Here is a 19,094-nt window from a genome sequence, read left to right as displayed (position 1 = left end):
ATAATGGCCGGCTTTTTATCCAGATCGGCCCCATAGCCCAGGTTTATAAGCATGTCTCGTCGTAGAAAGAAGTTACCCCAAGAGTCCATTACCTGCGAAATTGAATCTCTCAGTCACGAAGGGCGTGGCGTCTCCCATAAAGACGGCAAAACCCTGTTTGTCGAAGGCGCATTGCCTGGCGAAACTGTGACTGCGCGATATGTAAACAGTCGTCGCAGCTATGATGAGCTTGCTGTAGAAGAGGTGCTGACGCAGCATCCACAACGCATTGAGCCTGACTGTCAATTCTCAAAACTATGCGGCGGCTGCAGCATGCAGCATGTTGATCTGGGCTTTCAGATCAGCCACAAAGAGTCTGTGCTGCTGGATCACCTAAGACATTTTGGCGACCTGAAGCCTGAGCAGGTTGTTCCGCCTCTGGTGGGCGCGGGGCGCGGTTATCGCACAAAAGCAAGATTGGGCGTGCGTTATGTCGCCAAGCGCGATGAAGTTCTGGTCGGCTTCCGCGAGCGCTACAGTAATTTCCTGACCGCCATTGACGAATGCCCGATATTGATCGAGTCCGTCGGCGGCCGTATTCCTGAGCTGAAAGCGCTGATTCGAAGCCTCTCCGGCTATCAGCGCATTCCTCAGATCGAAGTGGCGGCGGGCGATGATGTTTGCGCCTTGGTAATTCGTCATATGGACCCGCTTACTGAAGATGATTTGCAAAAACTGATCGCTTTCTCCGAGCAAACCGGGTTGGCAATCTATTTGCAACCAAAAGGTCCCGATACCGTCGCCAAATTGTGGCCGAAAGATGGCCAGGAACTGCTCAGTTATCAACTGAGCGACTATGATTTGACGATGCAGTTCCATCCAATGGACTTTACTCAGGTCAATCGCGATATCAACCGTCGCATGTTGACGCAGGCTCTGGAATGGCTGCAGCCGCAGGAGGGCGAGACTATCCTTGACCTGTTTTGCGGACTGGGTAACTTCACTCTGCCTATTGCCCGCTCGGCGGCGCATGTGGTGGGTGTAGAGGGCAGCGAAGATATGGTGCGTCGAGGCTACGCCAATGCGGAAATCAACGGCGTCAGCAACGTAGAGTTTCATGCGGCGGACCTGCATCTTCCCTTGGCTCCGGTGAATGAGGCGAAGCATGCATGGCTGCGCACTTATGACAAAGTCCTGCTGGACCCGCCGCGCTCTGGCGCGGAAGAGTTAGCGAAGCAAATGACCCGTTTTGGGGCGAAGCGAATTGTTTATGTGTCCTGTAACCCCGCTACTTTGGCGCGGGACGCCGGCATTCTGGCGGCGCAGGGATACAAGCTGATCAAGGCCGGGGTAATGGATATGTTCCCGCATACGGCCCATGTCGAGTCAATGGCCTTATTCGAGAAAGCGTAAGCCCGTTACTCAGAAAATAAGAGAGTCTGGCGAAAGGCGTCACTATGGTTAAAGTTCGCGAAGATTATCCTTTGGCTCAGGACGGGTCAGTTGATATCAACGGTTGGATTGACCGTTTACAGCAACAGGTTGAACTGGAGGATGTGGCGTCGTTTCGTCGCGCCTGCCTGCTGGCGAAAGAGATCGAATCAGAGGCGGTGCGCGCCGGAAATCTTTGGTCGGAAGGCTCCAGCAGCTTTCTGACCGGTTTGGAAATGACGCAGATTCTGTCAGAGCTGCAGCTGGATACGCCCAGCTTGATTGCGGCTGTGCTCTACCGCGCGGTGCGTGAAGGTAAGCTCTCCCTTGTCAGAGTGAACGAAGAGTTTGGCGAAGAAGTCTCCAAACTGATTGAAGGCGTTTCCCAGATGGCGGCGATTTCCAGCCTGCGTCATCCTATTCAGGGCAGTGTGCTGGGGCAGACTCAGACTCAGGTGGACAACATTCGCCGCATGCTTGTCACCATGATCGACGACGTGCGCGTGGCGTTGATTAAGCTGGCCGAGCGAACCTGCGCCATTCGAGACGTCAAAAACGCAGGGTCCGACAAACGCCACCGCGTCGCCAGAGAAGTTTTCGATATTTACGCGCCGTTGGCGCACCGCTTGGGGATTGGTTATCTGAAGTGGGAGCTGGAAGATTTGTCTTTCCGCTATCTGCATGAGACCGCCTATAAAAAGATCGCCAAGTTGCTGGACGAGCGCCGCCTGGACCGGCAGAAGTTTATTGAGGAGGCGCTCTCCGCTTTGCGTCAGGAGCTGGAAGCCAGTGGCATCAAAGCGGAGCTTTCCGGTCGGGCCAAGCACATTTACAGCATATGGCGCAAAATGCATCGTAAGGGGATCGACTTTTCGCAAGTCTATGATATCCGCGCCATTCGTATTCTGGTTCCCAGCATTCGCGACTGCTACTCCGCCTTAGGGGTGGTGCATGCGTTGTGGCGCCACATTCCCCATGAGTTTGACGACTATATCGCCAACCCGAAGCAAAACGGGTATCAATCTTTGCACACAGCAGTAGTGGGTCCTTCCGGGAAAATCATGGAGGTGCAGATCCGCACGCAAAAAATGCATGAAGAAGCGGAGCTGGGCGTCTGTGCGCATTGGCTATATAAAGGCACGGATACGCAGCAGAAATCACACGGTTACGAGCAGAAAATCGCCTGGCTTCGGCAAGTGCTCGAGTGGCAGGACGAACTGGGAAGCAAGACTTCAGAGCTTGTTGATCAGTGGCGCAACGACATCGTCAGCGACCGCATCTATGTGTTCACGCCAGACGGGCATGTTATTGATTTGCCAGCAGGATCGACGCCTATTGATTTCGCCTACAAGGTGCATACGGAAATCGGGCACGCTTGCCGGGGCGCCAAGATTCACGGCCGAATCGTACCGCTTAACTACAAGTTGAAAACCGGCGATCAGGTGCAGGTTCTGACCTCGAATCAGGCTCGCCCCAGTCGCGACTGGCTTAACTCGGATCTGGGCTATGCCAATACTTCCAGGGCGCGGGCGAAAATCACCCATTGGTTTAAGCTGCAGGATCGCGATCAAAATGTCGAAGAAGGGCGCGATATCCTGCAAGGTGTGCTGAAACGTCTGTCATTGGAGCAGCTGGACTTCGACGATCTGGCGCAAAAAGTAAACTATCCTTCCGCGGAAGACATGTTCGCCGCCATTGGCGCCGGCGATCTCAAGCCGATGCAGGTGGCGCACACGGCGCAGAACATGCTGGAGCCGCGGGATGAGCAGTTGTCGCTGCACCTACGAACAGCGCAGGAAAGCGCTAAGTCTTCCGATGTTCACATCCGTGGCGTCGGTAACCTGATGACTCAGATGGCGAACTGCTGTAAGCCCGCCCCGGGCGACCCCATTGTCGGCTATATCACTATTGGCCGGGGTGTTTCCATTCACCGACAAGATTGCATCAACGCGCTGCAGCTACAGACGGTCGAGCCCAATCGCATGATAGAAGTGAGTTGGGGCGATACCGAGTACACCTATCCTGTGGATGTGGTTATTAATGCTTATGACCGCCCCGGACTATTGCGGGATATCACCTTGTTGCTGGCGAATGAGAAGATCAACGTGACCGCGGCATTGACAAATACCGACAAGAATCAGAGTACCGCGGATATTCGTCTGACCGTGGAAGTAACTTCCATTGATGTATTGGGCCGCATGTTCGACCGTATTCGGAGGCTGCCCAACATTATCGATGCGCGCCGCGCCAAACCGGGAGAAGGGTGATGAGCGAGAAAGACAAGGGCGTCCAATACACCCTGGAAGATCTTTTATATCTGATGCGCCGCCTGCGGGACCCGAAGGACGGTTGTCCCTGGGATTTGAAGCAGGACTTTGCATCCATCGTTCCGTTCACCATAGAGGAAACCTATGAAGTAGCGGATGCGATTGAGCGCGAAGATTGGCCGCACTTGCGTGATGAACTGGGGGATTTGCTGTTTCAGGCGGTTTTCTATTCACAACTGGCGCAAGAGAAAGACTTGTTTCAATGGCCGGATATTGTGGATGGCGTCGTGCGTAAACTGTTGCGCCGGCATCCTCATGTATTTCCTGATGGAACCCTGGAAAGCCGTTTGCCCCCAGGGGAAACTATCAGCGAAGAACAGATTAAGGCCAATTGGGAGCGCATTAAGCAGCAGGAACGAGAGCTGAAGAAGCAGGGCGAAGTGCAAGAGTCGACAGCGCCCTCAAGTGTATTGGCGGATATTCCCAACGCCATGCCTGCGCTGCAGCGAGCGCAAAAGCTGCAGAAGCGAGCATCGTTGCATGGCTTTGACTGGCCGGAAATCAACCCTGTTCTCGACAAGATCCATGAAGAAATAGATGAGCTACGCCACGAGCTGGCGGCGCCGGTTCTAGATCAGGATAAGCTGGAAGATGAGTTGGGAGATGTGCTTTTTTGCTGCGTGAATCTGGCGCGATTCGTCAAGGCTGATCCCGAGGCGGCCTTGCGCAGGGCTAACGCCAAATTCATCAGGCGTTTTTCCCGCATCGAGTCACTACTGCAAGAGCAGGGCAAGACTCTGGACGATGCGTCGTTGCAGGAAATGGACTTGCTTTGGGATAAAGCTAAAGAAGAAGGCCTATAAGGCAAGATGCGCGCAGACAGCGCGCATCTTTGCATACGGTTAGCTATTGGCCGCTTTCAGCTCTTGCTTGAGCAGGCTGATGTACTTCTTGCTCAACTGCAAAAATCTTGGCGTTGGGCCGACATCTTCGTACATGGGGTCGCCCATTTCATCTTCCGCCACTACTTTGACTCCCTGCACGTAAGGAAAGCTGCTTTCCAGCTCATCCAGCGCGGCGGACAGGAGTTCGCTGATGATTTCTTCCTGACTGCGAAGTGGATACATTTCTGCAAGGGCTGCGACTCTGGCTGCATCTTCTATGCGCAGGCGCAGGGGATATTCCTTGTTCGTAAGGCGAACGTTAGCGGTGTTTTCCCAGTTTTGTACGAGAGCGTTAATTTTCATAAAGCGGCCTATGTAAAACAAACGACATCAATTTCAGTCTAGGAGGCCCCCAATAATCGGGCCATAAGAGCATGTACGTAGCGGCCTGAGAAGGTGGCCGAACGTGACGCGGGCGGTTCCGCGGGGGTTATATTCAGTTTAGACCGTATACGGCGGGGCGGCTTCCGAAGCGGATGAATGGTGAGACAACCAAGACGGGGGGTGCTATTGTTCTAGTTCGGAATTTTTCGATATTTCACTGAGTTATAGTTAAGAAAAAGCGATTGCAACAAAACGTCAACGAAGAAAAGACTTTTGAAAAAGCGGCGGAGTAAGAGAAATGATGAAGGAATTGCATCCAGAGCTGAGAGAAAACGTACGCCTTCTGGGAGAGTTGTTGGGACAGAGCATCCGCTACCACCTTGGCGACGAAATATTCAATAAAATCGAGAAAATCCGTATCGCCGCAAAAGCAGACCGCAATGCGGAAATCAGCCAGAGAAAGCAGCTGAAAGAGGTGCTTTCGGGCTTGAATGATGAGGAACTGGCGCCGGTTGCAAGAGCGTTCAACCAGTTTCTTAACCTTACCAATATCGCTGAGCAATATCATATTGTAAGGCGTCGGGCGCCCGCCAGCGAACTGGTCGATAATCGCCTGGACACTATCGAAGTCGTGTTTGACCGCCTGATTGGCCAAGGCGTCAGTAAAGATAAATTCTTCGCGCAACTGGCGGACTTGAATCTGGAGTTCGTGCTGACGGCGCACCCCACTGAAATTACCCGTCGCACTTTGATTCAGAAATATGACCAGATTTCTGAGTGTCTTGAATCCCTGGACCGTAGCGACTTGCTGGACGAAGAGTACGCCAAGATCGTTGAGCGTTTGCGTCGCCTTATCACCGAAGCCTGGCATACGGATGAGATCCGTTATGAGCGTCCCACCGCAGTGGATGAGGCTAAGTGGGGCTTCGCCGTGATAGAGAACTCGTTATGGCAGGCGGTGCCGGATTTCATGCGTCAAATGGACGCCGCTCTGCAGGAACGTTTTGGCGAAGGGCTGCCGATTAATGTGAATCCCGTGCGGTTCGCATCCTGGATGGGAGGAGACAGGGACGGTAATCCCAATGTCACCTCAGAGGTCACTCGCGAGGTATTTTTGTTGAGTCGTTGGATGGCGGCGGACCTGTATTTGCGTGATATCGAGGCATTGCGTTCAGAGCTATCTATGACTGCGTGTAATGGCGAACTGGCGCGTGCTTCGGGGCAGAGCCGTGAGCCTTACCGGAAGATACTCGCCAAGTTACGCAGCCGGTTGGAGGCGACAAGGGCCTGGGCCGCTGAGGCTTTGGACTCCACGAAAAAGCCTTCCGCTGATGTATTGCTCAATAATGCGGAGCTGATTGAGCCGTTAATGGTGTGCTATCGCTCGCTACGGGATTGCGGCATGGAAGTTATCGCCAACGGGCCGCTACTGGACGTTATTCGTCGGGCGCAATGTTTCGGCCTGCAATTGGTAAGACTGGATATCCGACAGGACTCCGAGCGTCACAGCGACGTTATGAAGGAAATATGCGCTTACCTCGATATTGGCGATTACTCGCAATGGACGGAAGAAGAGAAACAGGCGTTTTTGATTCGGGAACTGGAGGGCAGGCGTCCGCTACTTCCCAAAGAATGGCCCGCGTCTGCGGAAGCCAAGGAGGTCCTGGATACCTGCAAGGTGGTGGCGATGCAGCCTCCAGAAGGACTGGCTTCCTATGTTATCTCCATGGCGAGCGACCCATCCGATGTGCTGGCGGTGATTCTATTGCTGCGTGAGAGCGGCATGCGCCATCGCATTCCGATTGCGCCGCTGTTTGAGACCCTGAGCGACTTGCAAGGCGCGGCGGATAGCATTGGCCGTTTGTTGGACCTTCCATGGTATCGGGAGTACATCGGCGGTAAACAAGAGGTCATGATCGGCTACTCGGATTCCGCCAAAGATGCGGGGCAGATGGCGGCGGCCTGGGCTCAGTATCAGGCGCAGGAGGCGTTGGTCAAAGTGGCTGCGAAGCACGATGTGAAACTGACGCTTTTCCACGGTCGTGGTGGAACGGTCGGTCGTGGCGGCGGGCCTGCTAACCGCGCCATTTTGTCGCAACCGCCAGGTTCCGTTGCGGGTAACTTCAGGATTACTGAACAAGGTGAAATGATCCGCTTTAAGTTCGGGCAGCCCAAGGTCGCGAAGCAGAGCTTTAATCTCTACCTCGGCGCGGTATTGGAGGCTTCCCTGGTGCCGCCGCCTCAGCCTGAGCCTGCTTGGCGCGAGATGATGGACAAGTTATCCGGACTGGCGGTGAACTCCTATCGCGAAGTGGTGCGTGAACGTCCAGGTTTCGTCGAGTATTTTCGTTCCGCGACGCCGGAGCAGGAGTTGGGCAAGCTGGCGTTAGGCAGCCGTCCTGCGCGTCGTAAGGCGTCTGGCGGCGTTGAAAGTCTGCGCGCGATTCCATGGATTTTCGCCTGGACGCAAATGCGACTGATGTTGCCTGCCTGGTTGGGTAGCGATACCGCACTGCAAACCGCAGTAAACGATGGCGGCGCCGATACGTTGAAAGCGATGCTGACCGGGTGGCCATTCTTTGAGACACATGTGGACATGCTGGAAATGGTGTTGTCCAAAGTCGACCCGGAGATCGCGCGCTTTTATGAGGAGCGTCTGGTTAAGCCCGAGCTGCATCCATTGGGGGATGAGTTGCGTCGCCGGGCGGGGTGCGCCGTGCGCTTGATCAATGAGCTGAAAGGGCAGGATGAACTGTTGCTGGATAACCCGGTCTTCATGCATTCTCTGCAGGTTCGTAACCCCTATACGGACCCGCTGCACTACTTGCAGGTAGAGCTATTGGTGCGTGATCGGGCTGAGGGCGAGACCAACAAGGAAACGGTTGAAAAAGCGCTCAAAGTTACGATGGCGGGCGTCGCCGCCGGTATGCGTAATACCGGTTAATCCCGCCGCCGACCCGGCGTCGCCGGGTCGGTTACCAAACTCCAACATTGCGCAACGCAAGCTTACCTTTGCATGTGATTCATATCACGCACGTCCCCTCAACCACATATAAACTAAACTATTATTTGTACTCATTTAGTAGAACGGGGGAAGTGTGCCGCTTGCATCCAGAGTTATGCAGTATCTGAATCGGCAGGGAGTGCCGTATCAACAGATACACCATGATCGCGCAGGCAATATCGACGCTGCTTTGAAGGCGGCTGAGGTGTTGCCTGATTGTGTGGCGGTTGCGGAAATCCTGGTGGACGCCAAAGGTGTCGTGATGGCGATCACCGAATTCGGGACGCAAATGAACCTGGATGCCCTCAATGGCGCGATTCGGCGCAACCTGCAGCGCCTGACCGGCCGACAGGCGGATCGCCTTTTCCGGGACTGCGAACCGGGCTCACATCCCCCCATCGCCAACGCTTATGGCGTTCATGCCGTATGCGATGAGCGTCTGTTCGCCAAGGAACAGATATATATTCAGTCAGGGTGTCATAACACTTTGCTGCGCTTGGATCGCGAAAGCTTTCAGAGAGTGATGAGTAGTGCTATAAAACTTAAGCAAGGTTGTTGCGAGGCGCAGGCAATGAATCCTTTATCATCAGATACTCCAGAAAGTCCCGATGTAGGCGAAGCCAACGCTGAGCGCGTGGCGGAGCGGCTGAAGCGTCTTTACAAGTTGCCGCCGATGCCAACGGTTGCGACGCGGATACTGCAGGCCACCTCAGATCCAGACGCGACGGCAGGCGAATTGGCGGCGATTATTGAGCAGGACCCCAGCCTTGCGGCGCAGATTATGCGACAGGCCCGCTCGGCGTTGTACGGATACAGAGGTAAGCTGGAAAGCGTCAAAGATGCGGTGATGCGCGTCCTTGGATTTGAGCGCGTCAGTCAGTTGGCGCTGTCCATTTCCGCCAGTAAGGCTTTTGATTTGCCCAATGAAGGCCCGCTTGGCATCGTGTGTTTCTGGCGACATGCGCTGCATGTTTCCCTGTTGGCGCAGCGTCTGGCTTTTCACGTGCCGGATGAGCGCATCAATCCATCCCTGGCGTATTTGACCGGGTTGCTGCACAACTTTGGTATTTTGCTCTTGGGGCATTTGTTCCGCCCCGAATACACCATGCTCAATAAACTTGCGGAAGCGGACCCGATGACTGAGTTGGCCGTGTTGGAAAAGCAAGTGCTTGGCATGGGCGGCGCCAAGGAGCTGGTCGGTTTGGGGCATGGGATGCTGGGCTCCATTTTGTTGGAGCATTGGCGGTTGCCGAAGGAAGTTTCCATGACTGCCGCAGGGCATCAGGTCAAAGATTATCACGGCCCTTATGAGGATTATGTCTTGCTGATTCAGTTGTCTAACTGCTTGCTCAAAGAGCTTGAGCTAGGCGACGATCAAGTTCCAGATGATCCGGTGTACTACGCCAAGCGTCTGGATATGCAGCCAGAGATCGTATTTGAAGTGTTTGAACAACTGAAGCAATCCAGCGATTCACTGAATCAACTGGCCTTCCAGATGGGGTAGATCCGCCAAGGAGCCGCCGCACGGGCGGCTTTATCGAGATTGGCGCTTCAGGTTACCTGCCTATATCCGTATAATTCAGCTCTTTGCTAATCTTCCCTACAATGTGCAGCGTCTCTAATCGGATGTGAATTGTCGCCGGAATCGCGGGGAAATGCGATTAGAATCAATGTGTTGAGAGTGGTCTCACAGAAGGCCATGATGGAACTCGACAATAATAACTCGTCGACAGACTGCTGCGTCGGCCTGTAGCCGGCGCAAGCGCACAGGAATTTGTTGCTTGGATCAGGAGTGTAATTGGTATGAGAATTATTTTGTTGGGCGCACCCGGCGCCGGAAAGGGCACGCAAGCGCAGAATATTATGAAGAAATTCGGGATACCCCAGATTTCCACTGGCGACATGCTGCGCGCTGCGGTAAAAGCAGGCTCTCCTCTGGGCCTGAAAGTGAAAGAGGTCATGGCGTCGGGCGGATTGGTGTCAGATGAAACCATTATCGCGCTGGTCAAAGACCGCATTAAAGAAGACGATTGCGCCAACGGTTTCCTGTTTGACGGCTTTCCTCGCACGATTCCGCAAGCGGAAGCGCTGCGTGAAGCCGGTGTGAAAATTGATAATGTCGTAGAAATCGCCGTAGATGATCAAGAAATCATCAAGCGTTTGAGCGGACGTCGCGTACATGAAGCGAGCGGTCGCGTTTATCACGTCGACTACAACCCACCCAAGGTGGAAGGTAAGGACGACGTTACCGGCGAACCACTGGTTCAGCGTGAAGACGATAAAGAAGAAACTGTGCGTAAGCGTTTGGAAGTTTACCATTCTCAAACCGCGCCTCTGGTCGATTACTACCGCAACTGGGCGGAGAAGGATGCGGACGCTGCGCCTGAATACCTGCGCGTTGAAGGCGTTGGCTCAGTAGACGAAATTCGTGACCGTGTCTTCGCTGGTCTGTAGAAGTAATATTTATATCTTCATCTCCGGGCGGCGCTGTTCTGCGCCGCCTTCTCTTCAGAATTGATTGAACAATCCTCATGGCAAAAATACTCGCGCTCGATACATCAAGTGACGCCTGTTCCGTAGCCTTATGGAACGACGGCGAGTTGACCGAATTGCTGGAAGCGACGCCAAGAGCTCACGCCAAGCGCTGCCTGCCTATGATTGATAGTTTGCTTGGCGATAGCGGCCTGCGTGTGGGGCAGTTGGATGCGCTGGCGTTTGGAAGAGGGCCGGGCTCATTTACCGGGCTCCGCATTGCAGCCGGTATTGTGCAGGGATTGGCTTTTGGCTCCGATTTGCCCGTTATTCCTGTTTCTACGTTGCAAGCGATGGCGTTCGCGTGGTTCAAACGCCAGGAAAGCCCTGCCGGCCAAGTTGTTTGTCTGCTCGATGCGCGTATGAACGAAGTCTATTGGGCGGGCTATGAGCATTCCTCGGGTAGCGTTAAAGAAGTTTATGCAGAGCAAGTGGCTCCTCCAGAAATGGTCGATGTGCAAGTCTCGGAACAGGAGCTGGCGATATTGGGGAGCGGTCTGGTTTATCTTGAGCGTCTGCCGGCAGCGTTGATCGAAAGCTCGTCCATACAGGAGCCTGAGTGGGGGCCGCGTGCGGCTGCAATGGCGGAAATGTCTGTGTCGATGTTTGAGATGGGGCGCACTGTGTCCGCCATTGAAGCTCAGCCTATTTATTTGCGTGATGAAGTGGCCTGGAAAAAACTTCCCGGTCGCTAAAAGCCGTTAGTGTTTCTTTTCTGTTTACCTCTCCAAACTTTCACGAATGTCGTGCTTGACGTCGACCGCGACAAGTGGAACTTTAAGGGGCTTTTTTGTGCTTAATATTTTATGGGAACATTTTAGATGACTTGGCTTGAAATCGTTGTTTTGGCGCTGATTCAAGGGCTGACGGAATTTCTTCCTATTTCCAGCTCCGCGCATTTGATTCTTCCCTCTGAGGTTTGGGGCTGGCAGGATCAGGGATTGGCGTTTGACGTGGCCGTTCATGTCGGCACCTTACTGGCGGTTATGGTTTATTTCCGCGCCGATATTTTCAACTTGCTCAATGGATGGATTAAGCAGATTACTGGCGGCGGCGCATCGCAAGAGTCGCGCCTCGCCTGGGCGGTTATTCTCGGCACTATTCCAGCGGGCCTGGCGGGAGTACTGCTGGACAGCTGGATTGAAGAGAACCTGCGTTCCGCTTTGGTTATCGCACTGGCGACTATAGGTTTCGGGGTATTGTTGGGGCTGGCCGACCGCAAGGTAGGGACGCGTGATATTGACCAGTTTACTCTGAAAGATGCATTGATTATCGGCGTCTCCCAGGCGCTGGCGCTGATTCCTGGCACGTCGCGCTCCGGCATCACTATGACGTCAGCCTTATTTCTTGGTCTGAACAGGGATACGGCGGCCCGCTTCTCTTTCTTGCTATCCATCCCTTTGATCGCCGCTGCTGGTTTGTTCAAAGGGCTTGAGCTGTCGGACACCGGCACTAGTTCGCAATGGTCTGAGATTGCCGGGGCGGTGCTTATTTCCGCTGTCAGCGCCTATGCCTGTATTCATTTATTTTTAAAATTTTTACAGAAGATAGGTTTCATGCCGTTCGTAATCTATCGCATGCTATTAGGCGCAGGTCTTTTGATCTGGTTGTATCTAGCCTAAGTCGGGCGCCCGTATTTGTGCGGGTCGCCAATAACGGCTGTAACGGGGCGGTCTATACTCTAAGAATCGCCCCGGCAACTTGCTCGGAGCCCTGCTAATTGAAAGTCTCAATCATTGACATGGACCGGGCGTTAGTCGCCGGAAGGATAGCTGCATGATTGGCGGAGTTGGCTCATCGCTGCCGTTACTGCCCACTATTAAGCGCAATGACGGCTCAACGATCAGCGATGCGGATGCGTCGCGTCGTGATGAGTCTCAGCGCCGCAGTGTTGAGCAAGCGTTTCCCGCTGAGGAAGCGTTGCAGACCAGGACGCAGGAGAGCATCCCGTTTCGTCGCGTTAACGCCAACAATTCTCCAGAGCAAACACAGCTGCAACGGAAGCCTGAGCCTGATGATGTATCTCTAGCCGCGCAACAGGCCATAGAAACCTATCAGTCTACCGCCAACAATGCGCCGCGCGATGGCGTTGACAGCTTGGTCAGCATAGATCTGTTTGTTTAAACTCCTGCTTTAATACCTTTCTTTTTTCTATGGATATATCGCCATGATTTCTTATGACAATCAGGTGTTGGTGAGCTATTACGAACAACGCCGGGACGAGGCTGAAGCGTTTTCATCCCGGTTCGGACTGCCACTTGTCGCCTTGGAGGCATTACCGGCCAAGAGCGATAAATCAGTGTACTTGCTGAACTTCTCTGATGCGCGAGTGGAGTTAGTCAATTGGCGCATGCAGGCGCCGGGACCGGTGTTTGTGGATTTTGTCGAAGGCGCGTTAGCTTATCGGCGCGAACATGGCGGTGGTCGTGGTGAAATGGTGGCTAAGGCGGTCGGGCTGAAAGGCGATGTAAAGTGCTTGAACGTGCTGGACGCTACAGCGGGCTTGGGACGGGACGCTTATGTATTGGCGGCGTTGGGTTGTCATGTGGTGATGTACGAGCGTAACCCGCTGGTGCATTGTCTATTGGCGGATGGCTTGCGTCGTGCGCAAGACTGTTCTGACGCAGCGTCAGTGGCTGCGCGTATGACACTACATCTGGGAGAGGCCTTTACTGAATTTCCTGATGGGATAGATGTGGTTTATCTCGACCCCATGTTTCCTGAACGTCGCAAGAGCAGCGCAGTAAAGAAGGAAATGCAGGCGTTTAAGGATATTGTCGGCGCTGACCCCGATGCGGACGAGTTGCTGGCGTCGGCGTTGCGTCAGGACGTTAAGCGAATAGTGGTTAAGCGACCGAAAGGTGCGCCATGTCTGCTAGGGCGTGAACCGAGCTTTGCTGTGACAGGTAAAAGCGGCCGGTTTGATGTTTACGCGCTACGCAAACTGACCGGTGGATAGCACCAACCGGTTGTAGCCGCGCAACGGCGCACTGCGTCTGGATAAAATAACTGATCCGAATTCTATTTGGCGCCTTTTTGAGGCGCGGTTCCGCCGTTGCGTCAGCGGATTTTTACGATTGCCGGTTCGATAAACTGGCTTCGTGATACTTCAACTACTTTTTAGTTGTTGCTTGGGATAATTACGTCTTCGTCAAATTGATTTTCCATGATTCCCCTCCTTTTAAGGACTGGTTAAATATAGTCCAATTATCCACAAAACAAGTTAGGTAGAGTTACCTATCTATACTAATGTACTAATTATCAACCTCTGTTTAGACCCACTGATTACAGCATGTTAACGATCTATTCCAAGTTATTTTGTATATGCTTTTTGCGCTGCAATTCGTATCAAACCGTCGCTGCAGGCGAAGATTATTTATGAGCCTATTGGACTTGTTGTTGGGCCTGCTGGCGAACCTCGCATGGGGATTTAATTTCATTGCGGGCAAGGAAGGCGCCCAACACTTTCAGCCTCTTTTATTTACCGCATTGCGTTTCGCCATTTTGCTGGCGTTGACGGCCCCTTGGTTGAAGCCGGCGAAGGGATATATGAAGCCATTGCTGTCAGTTGCATTTGTATTGGGTGTATTACACTTCAGTATGATGTTCCTGGGGCTTAATGCGGGAGGAAATATAGCCTCCGTTGCTATTGCGACGCAGCTATATGTTCCCTTTTCAGCCATCTTGGCGGCGGCGATATTAAAAGAAAGTATTGGGTGGGTTAAGGGCGGAGCAATCGTACTTGCTTTGTCTGGAGTATTCATTATCGGATTTGATCCAGTTGTATTTAATCATCTGGATGCGCTTGCCTGGGTGGTGGGCGCGGCGGCAAGTATGGCTGTCGCTACGATTTTAATGAAGCAATGTCCCACCTTGGGGGTTATGCGATTGCAGGCGTGGATTGCGCTTGTGGCGACGCCGTCATTGTTGCTGTTGTCGTATATTTTTGAAGAAGGTCAGTGGTCGCGTCTGACTCAAAGCGAGTGGTCGGATTACTGGGCGCCGCTTTATTCCGCGGTGGCGGCGTCTATTATTGGTCATGGCATTGTGTATCGCTTACTTGGGCGCTATAGCGTTTCTCTGGTTACGCCGATGATGTTGTTGGCCCCGATATTCGCGATGGTGTTCGGCATATTCTGGTTTGGAGATGTGTTGACTTGGAAGTTGTCTCTCGGAGGCGCTTTGACCTTGCTGGGTGTGGTGATCATAAATATACCCAGGGAGCAGTTACGGCGGGTGATGTATTTGTTCGCTGGAAAAAGGAAGGCTTCGGTCTAAGCTTTCTAAAAAATAGAATTCTCTATCTCAAATTTATCGATATTTATACGAAATAGTTGAGGTTAGACTACGGCAATTGATGATGGGAGCAGCTTAACATGTGGAAAAATACACAACAAAATTACGGACTTATAGCGATTTTGCTGCATTGGCTGGTCGCGCTTGTTGTTTTCGGTTTATTCGGATTGGGGTTGTATATGACTGACCTGTCATATTACGACGCCTGGTATCAAAAAGCTCCGTTCATTCATAAAAGCATTGGGATGCTGCTGCTGTTCGTCATTGTATTCCGGTTGGTTTGGCGGTTTATCAATGTGCGTCCTGAACCAGAGGCTTCCTTGAGCCGTATCGAGAAAGTCGCGAGTGAATGGGCGCATCGTCTGCTGTATTTGTTGTTGATAGCCACCATGATCGCCGGGTATCTGATTTCCACTGCAGACGGGCGCGGTATTGATGTGTTTGGCTGGTTTGAAATTCCCGCGTTGTTGCCTCCCGTTAAAGGCATGGAGGATATTGCCGGGGAGATTCATGAAGTGTTGGCGTGGACATTGGTGGGGCTGGCCGTACTGCATGCTTTGGCGGCGATCAAGCACCATGTGATAGATAAAGATAAAACTCTGATGAGAATGTTTTCCCCCAAATAACCGCTCTTGCTGTCGGCGGTTTTGTACGGGTGTTTTTTTAACTTAAATCCAAGGAGATAAACAGCAATGAAGAAGAGCATCGTTGGCGCCGTATTGGGCGTTATGTTGACTGGCGCAGCGTCGGTTCATGCGGCGGACTTCGTCATGGACACCAAGAACGCGCACTCTTTTATTCAATTCAAAATGTCCCACCTCGGTTTCAGCTGGGTATTGGGGCGCTTCAACAAGTTTGACGGCGAGTTTTCCTACGATGAGGCTAACCCCGCCGCGGCAAAAGTGTCCGTGAATATTGACCCATCCAGCGTAGATACCAATCACGCTGAACGCGACAAACACGTTCGCAGCGAAGACTTCCTGTACGTGGACAAATTTCCTGACGCCAAGTTTGTCAGCAAAAAGGTGGTGCCTGAAGGCGACGGCAAAGCGAAAATTATTGGCGACCTGACCCTGCGCGGCGTGACTAAAGAAGTGGTGCTGGACGCTAAACATATTGCGGGTGGTAATGATCCCTGGGGTGGATACCGTGAGGGCTTTGAAGGCACGACTACTTTTAAGTTGAAGGACTTTGGCATTCCCAAGAGCTTGGGCCCCGCCGCAGAAGAAATTCAGCTGTATATGACGGTAGAAGGTATTCGCAAGTAATAACTTGTGTTACTACTCCCTACGATGGCTCCAAGCGAGGCTCCATCGTAGGGCGGCTTACTATTCACACTTGGTCTGACATTTCTTTTCGGAGCTTTCTCTTCCTTCGCTCCACTTCACCAGCTGCTGCAGGATTTTTTCTCCTACCCGGATCTGTGGTTCCGATGGTGTGAATCCATCTCTCTTTTCCCATCGACTCACCAAGTCTCTTGCTTGATCAAACGCCGCTACAAAAGATGCGTTTTGCGTCAACGACTCTACCAAGAAGGCGCGACCGAAATAAGTGAACTCCGCGTCATCGCTGCATCCGAATGAAGTGCGGTCCGGCTTGGCGGCGGTAATGACCAATGTGTTTTCGTTTTCCAGGTATGGGATGACGCCGCCGGAATAACAGGCGGAGACCACCACTACCTTCCATTTGAATGGGCTGGCGTCGAGAATTTTCCCCAGTTTTTCTGCGGGAATATCATTGAGCGGCAGGTTGCTGAGCTGTGTTGCGATGCTGTGGTCGTTGCCGCCGTGGCTGGTCATAAAGAGGAATAGAATATCTTCCTCAGGCTGAATAAGCGTTTCCATGTGATTCAACGCTGTCTCCAGATTGGTGGCGGTGGCGAGGGGCGCTCCTTCCGGGTTATTAACGTCATTCACCAAAATCAATTCTTGACCTGACTGAGTGTACTGCTGATTGAACAGGCGCTTGGCGAAAGCGACTTCATTGGCGAACACTTGTTGGTCGCCCCATCCGGCATAGCCGATAAAAAACATATCCTGCTCGCCGGGCTTGGACGCTCGCATCTGGTCCAGCTGTTTTTGTAGCAAGGGGCCTTGGCGGCTAAGGATGCGCTCAGCATCCAGAGTAGGTGCTTCTGGTTCTTTCGCCATGGTTTGGGTGTAGTCGGTGATCCAGAAGTCATAGAAGTATAAATAGTGCGCTGGCAGGAAGGTCAGAACAGTTAGAACCAGCGCTGCGGAAAGGTGTCGCGGCGTAGCGCCTGATGATGACAGTCTTACTGCGCGATAGGCGATAGCGAGCGTCCAGGCGATCAGAGCGTAGTATGACCACCAGAACAGCTCTGGGTAATCTGAGTAATAGATAAGAGTGATTTCTTGCTCGAATACGGAATAAATAACGTAAGGCGCGATAATCGAGTTCAGAAACAGAGTAGGGATGCGGTACTGAGAGTAGGGATCTCCAACGATTTTGCTGGCGATAAAGCTGCCCGCCAGAATTGATGCTAACAAGAAGGTTTCACTGAAGAGCCCTTCCGCTTGGAATATGCGAGGAGGCTCCGTTGCGTACAGGCCGACTAGTAAGCTTATCAAGGCTCCTAACACAGCAATGAACCAGAAGGCGCCTGGGCTTAAACGGAAACGAATAGATGACGCGGGAAGGAAGAAGGCCAAACGTAAGCCTTGGACAAGGTTATGAAACATTCTGCAACGCCGTTCGATGAATGGGACTGTCGGCGGTCAGTATAACCTTAAGAGGAGAATAAGCTGAATCGAAGGGATAGGGCGCATCCTTGCGCCCGGCTAGTTATTCACGGCGCAGATTGCGCCGTTGAATTATCAGCCTACAGCATCGTCAAACTGTTTCTGGATAGAAGCGGAAGGCTCTTCCGTCGCCAGAGATACGACAATGATTGAGATGGTCGCCAGAATGAAGCCTGGGATAATTTCATACAGATCGAACAGACCGCCGCTCAGCTGCTTCCATACGACAACCGTGATGCCGCCGATCAGGATGCCGGCGAGAGCGCCGTTGCGGTTCATACGCTTCCAGAACAGGGCCAGAATCAGCGCAGGTCCGAACGCGGCGCCAAAGCCTGCCCAAGCGTAGCTCACCATACCCAGTACCTTGCTTTCAGGGTTCAGAGCGATCAACGCGGCGATAACGGCGATTACTACGACCGCCAGACGACCTACGTTAACCAGCTCCTGCTGGCTGGCGTCTTTACGGAACAGCGCCTTATAGAAATCTTCAGCCAGAGCGGAAGAAGAAACCAGCAGCTGGGAATCCGCGGTGCTCATTACCGCAGCCAGGATGGCGGCTAACAGGATGCCGGCTACGACTGGGTTGAACAGGGCGTTGATCAGCAGCATGAAGGCTTTTTCAGAGTCTTCCAGCGGATTCTCGAAGTAAGAAATCGCAGCGAAACCACAGGCGAGGGCGCCAATCAGCGTCAGAGCGGTCCAGGACACGGCGATGCGACGCGCCATGGGGATATCGTTTTCTGAGCGGATGGCTTTAAAACGAGCCAGGATATGCGGCTGTCCAAAGTAGCCCAGGCCCCAGCCCAGTAGTGACAGAATAGCGATCAGACCCAGAGGTTCGCCTTTTACGCTGGTCCATACGTTCAGCATTTCAGGGTTCTTGGCCGCCATAGCTGCGTTGGCTGCGCTCCAGCCACCGTCTGCGTTAATAGCGATAACCGGTACGATAATCAGCGCCGCCGCCATCAACAGTCCCTGCACCACGTCTGTCCAGGAAACTGCAAGGAAGCCGCCGAAAAGGGTGTAGGACACAACGGCCAATACGCCAGCGAATACCGCCCAGTTATAGTCCAGACCAAATACGGTTGCGAACAGTTTGCCGCCCGCTACCAGACCGGAGCTGGTGTAGAACAGGAAGAACAAGAGGATGAAGAAAGCGGAGATCACCCGCAGAAGGCGGCTGCTGTCTTCAAAACGGTTTTCAAAAAACTCGGGCAGAGTCAGAGAGTCGTTGGCTGCTTTACTGTAAACGCGTAGACGACGCGCAACGATAAGCCAGTTCAGCCAGGTGCCAGCCAGCAGGCCAATGGCGATCCAGGCGGCTTCATAACCAGCGACGTAAGCGTAGCCAGGCAAGCCTAACAGCAACCAGCCGCTCATATCGGAAGCGCCGGCGCTTAACGCGGAGGGGAATGGGCCGAGACTACGTCCGCCTAAAATATAATCGGAGAGGTTCTTAGTGCGTAAGTATGACCAAACTCCAATACCCAGCATCCCTAACAGATATACTAAGAAAGTCATTCCCACAGCAAATTGATTTTCAATCATGCTAGGT

At 53.0% G+C, this 19,094-nt stretch carries 16 protein-coding genes; 13 read left to right on the top strand and 3 right to left on the bottom strand.

Features of this window, described 5'->3' with window-relative positions:
* Positions 1 to 51: 51 nt before the first annotated feature.
* Genes rlmD through mazG form a run of 3 tightly spaced genes read left to right on the top strand, consistent with a single transcriptional unit; the run spans position 52 to position 4,540 of the window.
* Positions 52 to 1,392: a 23S rRNA (uracil(1939)-C(5))-methyltransferase RlmD gene (gene rlmD / locus ONV78_RS27635; RefSeq protein ID WP_279507773.1), complete on the top strand. Its 1,341-nt coding sequence runs from the start codon at positions 52 to 54 to the stop codon at positions 1,390 to 1,392.
* Positions 1,393 to 1,436: 44 nt separating this feature from the next.
* Positions 1,437 to 3,677 carry a GTP diphosphokinase gene (relA, locus tag ONV78_RS27630; protein ID WP_279507772.1) on the top strand — a complete coding sequence of 747 codons (2,241 nt, stop codon included), beginning with the start codon at positions 1,437 to 1,439 and terminating at the stop codon, positions 3,675 to 3,677.
* The gene (gene mazG / locus ONV78_RS27625) at positions 3,677 to 4,540 is read left to right on the top strand and encodes a nucleoside triphosphate pyrophosphohydrolase (RefSeq protein ID WP_279507771.1); all 864 of its coding nucleotides are present in this window, start codon (positions 3,677 to 3,679) and stop codon (positions 4,538 to 4,540) included. Before relA ends, mazG begins: the two co-directional genes overlap by 1 nt.
* Before the next feature lie 39 nt (positions 4,541 to 4,579).
* Here mazG and ONV78_RS27620 read toward each other — a convergent pair whose 3' ends face one another.
* The gene (locus ONV78_RS27620; RefSeq protein ID WP_216738475.1) at positions 4,580 to 4,924 is read right to left on the bottom strand and encodes a type 1 pili tip component; all 345 of its coding nucleotides are present in this window, start codon (positions 4,922 to 4,924) and stop codon (positions 4,580 to 4,582) included.
* Positions 4,925 to 5,243: 319 nt separating this feature from the next.
* Between ONV78_RS27620 and ppc the strand changes: the two genes are divergently transcribed.
* From ppc to ONV78_RS27570, 10 genes are all read left to right on the top strand, one after another.
* Complete coding sequence (gene ppc / locus ONV78_RS27615; RefSeq protein ID WP_279507770.1) at positions 5,244 to 7,889, top strand: phosphoenolpyruvate carboxylase; 2,646 nt, start codon at positions 5,244 to 5,246, stop codon at positions 7,887 to 7,889.
* 154 nt (positions 7,890 to 8,043) lie between these two features.
* Positions 8,044 to 9,453 carry an HDOD domain-containing protein gene (locus tag ONV78_RS27610; protein ID WP_279507769.1) on the top strand — a complete coding sequence of 470 codons (1,410 nt, stop codon included), beginning with the start codon at positions 8,044 to 8,046 and terminating at the stop codon, positions 9,451 to 9,453.
* 299 nt (positions 9,454 to 9,752) lie between these two features.
* Positions 9,753 to 10,403, top strand: a complete 651-nt coding sequence (adk, locus tag ONV78_RS27605) for an adenylate kinase (RefSeq protein ID WP_216738472.1) — start codon at positions 9,753 to 9,755, stop codon at positions 10,401 to 10,403.
* Positions 10,404 to 10,480: 77 nt separating this feature from the next.
* On the top strand, positions 10,481 to 11,176 hold the full coding sequence (gene tsaB / locus ONV78_RS27600; RefSeq protein ID WP_279507768.1) for a tRNA (adenosine(37)-N6)-threonylcarbamoyltransferase complex dimerization subunit type 1 TsaB: 696 nt from the start codon (positions 10,481 to 10,483) through the stop codon (positions 11,174 to 11,176).
* Between the two features lie 126 nt (positions 11,177 to 11,302).
* The gene (locus ONV78_RS27595; protein WP_279507767.1) at positions 11,303 to 12,103 is read left to right on the top strand and encodes an undecaprenyl-diphosphate phosphatase; all 801 of its coding nucleotides are present in this window, start codon (positions 11,303 to 11,305) and stop codon (positions 12,101 to 12,103) included.
* Between the two features lie 154 nt (positions 12,104 to 12,257).
* Positions 12,258 to 12,605: a hypothetical protein gene (locus tag ONV78_RS27590; RefSeq protein ID WP_279507766.1), complete on the top strand. Its 348-nt coding sequence runs from the start codon at positions 12,258 to 12,260 to the stop codon at positions 12,603 to 12,605.
* Between the two features lie 43 nt (positions 12,606 to 12,648).
* A complete protein-coding gene (locus ONV78_RS27585; RefSeq protein ID WP_279507765.1) occupies positions 12,649 to 13,440 on the top strand; it encodes a class I SAM-dependent methyltransferase in 792 nt (263 codons plus the stop codon).
* Positions 13,441 to 13,859: 419 nt separating this feature from the next.
* Positions 13,860 to 14,759 (top strand): EamA family transporter, encoded by a 900-nt coding sequence (locus ONV78_RS27580; RefSeq protein WP_279507764.1) that lies wholly within the window; start codon positions 13,860 to 13,862, stop codon positions 14,757 to 14,759.
* Positions 14,760 to 14,857: 98 nt separating this feature from the next.
* Positions 14,858 to 15,403, top strand: coding sequence for a cytochrome b (locus ONV78_RS27575; protein ID WP_216738466.1), 546 nt, complete (start codon positions 14,858 to 14,860; stop codon positions 15,401 to 15,403).
* A 66-nt stretch (positions 15,404 to 15,469) separates the two neighbouring features.
* Positions 15,470 to 16,045: a YceI family protein gene (locus ONV78_RS27570; RefSeq protein WP_127972737.1), complete on the top strand. Its 576-nt coding sequence runs from the start codon at positions 15,470 to 15,472 to the stop codon at positions 16,043 to 16,045.
* A gap of 60 nt (positions 16,046 to 16,105) precedes the next feature.
* On the opposite strand, the gene ONV78_RS27565 is transcribed toward ONV78_RS27570, so the two are convergent.
* Both ONV78_RS27565 and putP read right to left on the bottom strand, forming a co-directional pair.
* Positions 16,106 to 17,287, bottom strand: a complete 1,182-nt coding sequence (locus tag ONV78_RS27565; RefSeq protein ID WP_279507763.1) for a C13 family peptidase — start codon at positions 17,285 to 17,287, stop codon at positions 16,106 to 16,108.
* Between the two features lie 327 nt (positions 17,288 to 17,614).
* Entirely contained in the window at positions 17,615 to 19,087 is a 1,473-nt protein-coding gene (putP, locus tag ONV78_RS27560) for a sodium/proline symporter PutP (RefSeq protein ID WP_279507762.1), read from the bottom strand.
* Positions 19,088 to 19,094: the final 7 nt, after the last annotated feature.

The sequence above is a fragment of the Hahella sp. CR1 genome, from assembly GCF_029813005.1.
Taxonomy (GTDB): domain Bacteria; phylum Pseudomonadota; class Gammaproteobacteria; order Pseudomonadales; family Oleiphilaceae; genus Hahella.
The sequence above is the reverse complement of the archived record's forward strand: the minus strand, read 5'-3'. Positions and strand labels throughout refer to the sequence as shown.

Coding starts and splice junctions, on each gene's coding strand:
- rlmD (WP_279507773.1), top strand. CDS start 52: ATGTCTCGTCGTAGAAAGAAGTTACCCCAAGAGTCCATTACCTGCGAA.
- relA (WP_279507772.1), top strand. CDS start 1,437: ATGGTTAAAGTTCGCGAAGATTATCCTTTGGCTCAGGACGGGTCAGTT.
- mazG (WP_279507771.1), top strand. CDS start 3,677: ATGAGCGAGAAAGACAAGGGCGTCCAATACACCCTGGAAGATCTTTTA.
- ONV78_RS27620 (WP_216738475.1), bottom strand. CDS start 4,924: ATGAAAATTAACGCTCTCGTACAAAACTGGGAAAACACCGCTAACGTT.
- ppc (WP_279507770.1), top strand. CDS start 5,244: ATGATGAAGGAATTGCATCCAGAGCTGAGAGAAAACGTACGCCTTCTG.
- adk (WP_216738472.1), top strand. CDS start 9,753: ATGAGAATTATTTTGTTGGGCGCACCCGGCGCCGGAAAGGGCACGCAA.
- tsaB (WP_279507768.1), top strand. CDS start 10,481: ATGGCAAAAATACTCGCGCTCGATACATCAAGTGACGCCTGTTCCGTA.
- ONV78_RS27595 (WP_279507767.1), top strand. CDS start 11,303: ATGACTTGGCTTGAAATCGTTGTTTTGGCGCTGATTCAAGGGCTGACG.
- ONV78_RS27590 (WP_279507766.1), top strand. CDS start 12,258: ATGATTGGCGGAGTTGGCTCATCGCTGCCGTTACTGCCCACTATTAAG.
- ONV78_RS27585 (WP_279507765.1), top strand. CDS start 12,649: ATGATTTCTTATGACAATCAGGTGTTGGTGAGCTATTACGAACAACGC.
- ONV78_RS27580 (WP_279507764.1), top strand. CDS start 13,860: ATGAGCCTATTGGACTTGTTGTTGGGCCTGCTGGCGAACCTCGCATGG.
- ONV78_RS27575 (WP_216738466.1), top strand. CDS start 14,858: ATGTGGAAAAATACACAACAAAATTACGGACTTATAGCGATTTTGCTG.
- ONV78_RS27570 (WP_127972737.1), top strand. CDS start 15,470: ATGAAGAAGAGCATCGTTGGCGCCGTATTGGGCGTTATGTTGACTGGC.
- putP (WP_279507762.1), bottom strand. CDS start 19,087: ATGATTGAAAATCAATTTGCTGTGGGAATGACTTTCTTAGTATATCTG.